This window comes from Streptomyces globisporus, from assembly GCF_003501885.1.
Classification (GTDB): domain Bacteria; phylum Actinomycetota; class Actinomycetes; order Streptomycetales; family Streptomycetaceae; genus Streptomyces; species Streptomyces globisporus_D.
The window spans coordinates 1-4535 of sequence record NZ_QWFA01000305.1 but is presented as its reverse complement, the minus strand read 5'-3'; the positions used below and the strand labels follow the sequence as shown (position 1 = coordinate 4535).

The 4535-nt window shown below is 74.7% G+C and carries 4 protein-coding genes; all 4 read right to left on the bottom strand.

What is annotated here, in order from left to right:
* Positions 1-285: 285 nt before the first annotated feature.
* The gene (locus tag D3105_RS32465) at positions 286-1560 is read right to left on the bottom strand and encodes a sensor histidine kinase (RefSeq protein ID WP_118906423.1); all 1275 of its coding nucleotides are present in this window, start codon (positions 1558-1560) and stop codon (positions 286-288) included.
* 16 nt (positions 1561-1576) lie between these two features.
* Positions 1577-2347 (bottom strand): two-component system response regulator CseB, encoded by a 771-nt coding sequence (gene cseB, locus D3105_RS32460; RefSeq protein WP_118906422.1) that lies wholly within the window; start codon positions 2345-2347, stop codon positions 1577-1579.
* 78 nt (positions 2348-2425) lie between these two features.
* A complete protein-coding gene (locus D3105_RS32455) occupies positions 2426-3358 on the bottom strand; it encodes an endonuclease/exonuclease/phosphatase family protein (RefSeq protein WP_240647104.1) in 933 nt (310 codons plus the stop codon).
* A gap of 249 nt (positions 3359-3607) precedes the next feature.
* Positions 3608-4535, bottom strand: a 928-nt coding sequence (locus D3105_RS32450; RefSeq protein ID WP_118906420.1) for a carbon-nitrogen hydrolase, incomplete at its 5' end; no start/stop codon positions are given.

Sequence of the window (4535 nt, the reverse complement as noted above, 5' to 3'; positions counted from 1 at the left end):
TTCGCGGACCCGCCGCCCCCGGCCGCGTACCACCCTCCCGTGCCGGCCACGAACACCACGGCGGCGGTCAGCGGTACGAGGACCGGGCGGCGGAGGAGGGGCCTGAGCCGGATGCGGAAGCGGACGCCCCTTCCGGTGGGATCGGGGACGGTGGGGGCTGCGGGCATGGGGTCCTCCAGAGGGTGCCGGTGCGGTTTCCCGTACCGGTGTCACCTTCGAGGAGTCGTTCTTCCGGACCCGTACAGCACCGTTTCCACCGCCGCGAGAGTGCGTTGCGGTTCCGTATCAGGCGGGCCGCGGGGCCAGGTCGAGGGTCGCGACCGCTCCCCCGTCCGGGGCGTTCGCGAAGGTCAGCCGGGCCCCGAGCACCTCGGCCTGGCCCTGGGCGACGGTCAGCCCGAGACCGTGCCCCCGGCCGCGTTCTCCGGCACCGGTGCGGAACCGCTGCGGGCCGCGCTCCAGCAGGTCGGGCGGGAAGCCGGAACCGTGGTCCCGCACGGTGATCCGCCCCCCGGCCACGGTCACCTCGACGGGGGCCCCGCCGTGCCGGTGGGCGTTGGTGACGAGGTTGACCACGATCCGCTCCACCCGACGCGGGTCGGTCTCCACCACCTCGGCTTCCGCCACGGTGACGCGGGTGTCCGTGCCCGTACGCCGCACCACGTCCGCGACCAGTTCGCCCAGCGGAACCGGGTCGAGGCGGGCCCGCTCGGCGCCCGCGTCCAGGCGGGAGATCTCCAGCAGGTCCTCGACCATCGCGCTCAGGGCCCGCAGCCGGTCCCGTACGAGACCGGTCGCCTCGTCCTCCTCGGGCAGCAGCCCGGCGGCGGTGACCAGGCCCATGAGGGGGGTGCGCAGTTCGTGCGCGACGTCGGCGGTGAAGCGGCGCTCGTCGTCCAGCCTGCGCTGGAGGGCGGCGGCCATGTCGTCGACGGCCGCCGCCATCTCGGTGACCTCGTCCCGGGCCCGCCCGGCCGTGCCGATCCGGGCGTCCAGGTCGCCGTCGGCGATCCGGCGGGCGGTACGGGCCCCGTGGCGCAGCCGCCGGTTGATCGGTTCCGTGGCGAGGGCGGCGAGCGGGACGACGAAGAGGAGGGCGGCGAGGACGGACTTCACGATGCTGCGGTCCAGGAGCTGGAGGCTGCGGACCTCGGTGCTCATGTCGTCCCGGACGACGAGGAACCGGTCGTCGTCGACCTCCACGGCGCCCCACATCCAGAACCAGTTGGGGGGATCGGCGTCGTACCAGGTGGCGTATCCCCCGACGTCCGGCTGATCGGTCCCCGGCCGCTCCGCGAAGCCGGCGAGGTCGCGCGCCAGCGGTTCGGGCAGTTCGCCCCTGCTCCGTACGTCGATGTCGGCCGGAGCCCTCCCCGTACGGTCGTACTCCCGCTCCGCGGCGATCAGCCGGGTCAGCGTGCGGTCGGTGCCGACGCGCAGACCGCGTTCCCGGGTCGCGTCGTGCACCAGAAAGCCGACCACGGCCGCCACCGCGCAGCACGCGGTGGCGGCCAGTGCGGCGATCTTCCAGCGCAGGGCGCGGGGGTTGAGGAAATCCACGGCGATCGGCGTCCGCTCAGCCGCGGACGAGCTTGTAGCCGAAGCCGCGGACGGTCTCGATCCGCCCGCTGCCGATCTTCTTGCGCAGCCGCAGCACGCACAGGTCCACGACCCGGGTGTCGCCCTCCCAGCCGTAGTCCCACACGTCGCGCAGCAGCCGGCGGCGGTCGAGGACCGAGCCGGGGGCGGCGGCGAACTCCAGCAGCAGCCGCAGTTCGGTGGGGGTCAGCGACACGGTCGCGTCGGCCCGGCGGACCTCCATGCCGAGGGTGTCGACGGTCAGGTCGCCGAAGGTGAGGATGTGGTCGGGGGCCCGGTCCCGGCCGGGCTCCTCGGATGCGGGGCTCTCCGGTTCCGGGCGGAAGGTGGCGCGGCGCAGCAGGGCGCGGATGCGGGCGACCATGACGGAGGTGTCCACCGGCTTGATCACATAGTCGTCGGCCCCCGCCTCCAGGCCCGCGACCACGTCGAGGGCGTCGCCGCGTGCGGACATCATGAGGACCGGGACGGGGCTCTCCTCGCGGATCCGGTGGCAGAGGCCGATGCCGTCCAGCTCGGGCAGCATCACGTCGAGGATCAGCAGGTCGTACGCGCCCGCGCGGAAGGCCTCCAGGCCGCTGAGCCCGTCGGCGGCCACGTCGACCCGGTAGCCGTAGCGCTCCAGGGCGAGTTGGACGGCGCGGCGGATGGTGGCGTCGTCCTCGACCACCAGCACGTCGACGGGGGCGGGGCCGGGGGCCGGTCCTCGGGTTGCGGACACGCTGCCTACCTGGGCGTTCGAGGTCATCGGCCGGTCAGGCCGATCGGTCGGTCAGGCGATGGGTCGGTCGGTCGCATCGTAGTCGGGGGAGGGTGGAGGACCCGTTCACCGGCCGAGCGTGGCCGCGACCGGGAGGTGGTCGCTGCCGGTCGCGGGCAGGGTCCAGGCGGCGCGCGGGGTCATCCCCCGTACGAGCACGTCGTCGATGCGGACCATCGGGAACGCGGCGGGCCAGGTGAACCCGAGGCCGTCGCCCGCCTCCCGTTGCGCGGACCGCAGCCGCGAGGTCACCGGGGCCAGTGCGTCGTCCTGATACGTACCGTTGAAGTCGCCCAGCACCACCACCCGGGGCGCGGGCTCCGCCCGGAGCGCGGCGGCCAGCTCGCGGGCCGCGTCGTTGCGCCGGCCGGTCGTGAAACCGGCCGCCGAGACCCGCACCGACGCCAGATGCACCGCGTACACGGCGACGGGCCCGTCCGGGGTCCGGGCGGTGGCGCGCAGCGCGCGGGTCCACGGCATGATCGGCACCGCCTTCACGTCCGCCAGCGGGTGCCTGCTCCAGAGGCCGACCCCGCCGATGACCGCGTGGTGCGGGTAGGCGGCGGCCAGCTCGCGGGAGTAGACGGCGGCCGACGCGTCGGACAGCTCCTCCAGGGCCAGGACGTCCGCGCCCGCCCCGGCCAGTGCGCGTGCGGTTCCGGCCGGGTCGGCGTTCCCCTCGTCCACGTTGTGGCTGACCACCGTCAGATCGCCGCCGCCGGAACGCTTGTCGGTGAGGGCCCCGCCGAAGAGCGTCACCCACACGACGGCGGGCGCGAGCACCGCCACGGCGGCGAGCCGGGACCGGAGTACGGCGGCGAGCACGAGCAGGACCGGCACGCCGAGGCCCGTCCACGGCAGCAGCGTCTGGAAGAGGCTGCCCGCGCTGACGCCGGTGTTCGGGATCCCCGCGTGCAGCGCCATCACCGCCGCCCAGACGACCGCTGCGGTGGCGGCGAGCCGAGGGGCGGTGGCGGCTCGGCGGGGGCCGACGCGCACGGCGGGGCCGGGAGCGACGTCGAGGTCGGGTGCCGGGTCCGTGGCAGGCGCTGCGGGCTGTGGTGGGCTCTGCACGGCTCTGGTCTCCTGACGATCGCGTACCTCGGGGATCGGGTACGTCGACAGCCTCCGGGAAAGCCGCTTCCGGCCGGTCAGGGGCGCACTTCGAGCGCCGCACGGCTCTGTTTCAGGTACGTATCGGTGCGTCCTGCGGGTACGCCCCCGGCCCGGGTCTTCCGGCCTGGCGGATCAGCGGGTCCCGGTGAGCGGGCCGTACGCGTCGGGGCGGCGGGTGGTCAGGAACGGGAACAGCTCCAGCCAGTCGCGGCGGGCGTCCAGGTCGAGGTCCGCGACCAGGACGGCGGGCTCGTCGCGGGGGGCCTGGGCCAGGACGCGGCCGTACGGGTCCACGATGAACGAGCTGCCGTAGAAGGTGAGGCCGTTCTCGGCGCCGATGCGGTTCGGGACGACCATGAAAGTGGCGTTGGCGATGGCGTTGCCGGTGATCACCTTCTGCCAGAGCGGCTGGGAGTCGAAGCCGGGGAAGCCGGGCTCGGAGCCGATGGCGGTCGGGTAGACGAGGACGTCGGCGCCGGCCAGCGAGTAGGCGCGGGCCAGCTCGGGGAACCACTGGTCCCAGCAGGTCGGCAGGCCGAAGCGGGCCTCGTCGACCTCGACCAGCGGGAAGGCGTCGTCGCCCGCAGGGCCGGCCCGGAACCAGTCGTCCTCGTAATACCCCTCCGTGACCGGGATGTGGGTCTTACGGGTGCGCTGGGCGAGGGTGCCGTCGGGGGCGACCAGGATCGCGGTGTTGTAGCCGAGGCCGTCGTCCTCGCCGCCGGGCGCCGGGGCCTTCTCGTACAGCGAGGCGTGGACGTACACCCCGTGCTCACGGGCGGCCTCGGCCGCGAACGTGAAGGTGGGGCCCGTCAGCAGCTCCTCCGGGGCGGCCGGCTCGGGGTGGTCGGCGCGGCGGACGACCGCGAAGTACGGCGAGAGCGTCAGCTCCTGGAGGCAGACCACCCGGGCGCCCTCCACGGCGGCGAGCCGGATGCCCTCCCGCAGGGCGGAGCGGTGCTCGGCCGGGTCGCGGTACCAGCGCTGCTGGACGGCCGCGACGCGCAGGGGGGCGCGCTCGGCGGGCCGGGTCCGGGTCGGGGAGGCGGGCGGGTTGTAC

Bases quoted from the DNA above. Each gene is read 5' to 3' on its own strand.
- cseB (WP_118906422.1), bottom strand. From the start codon at position 2,347: ATGACCTCGAACGCCCAGGTAGGCAGCGTGTCCGCAACCCGAGGACCG.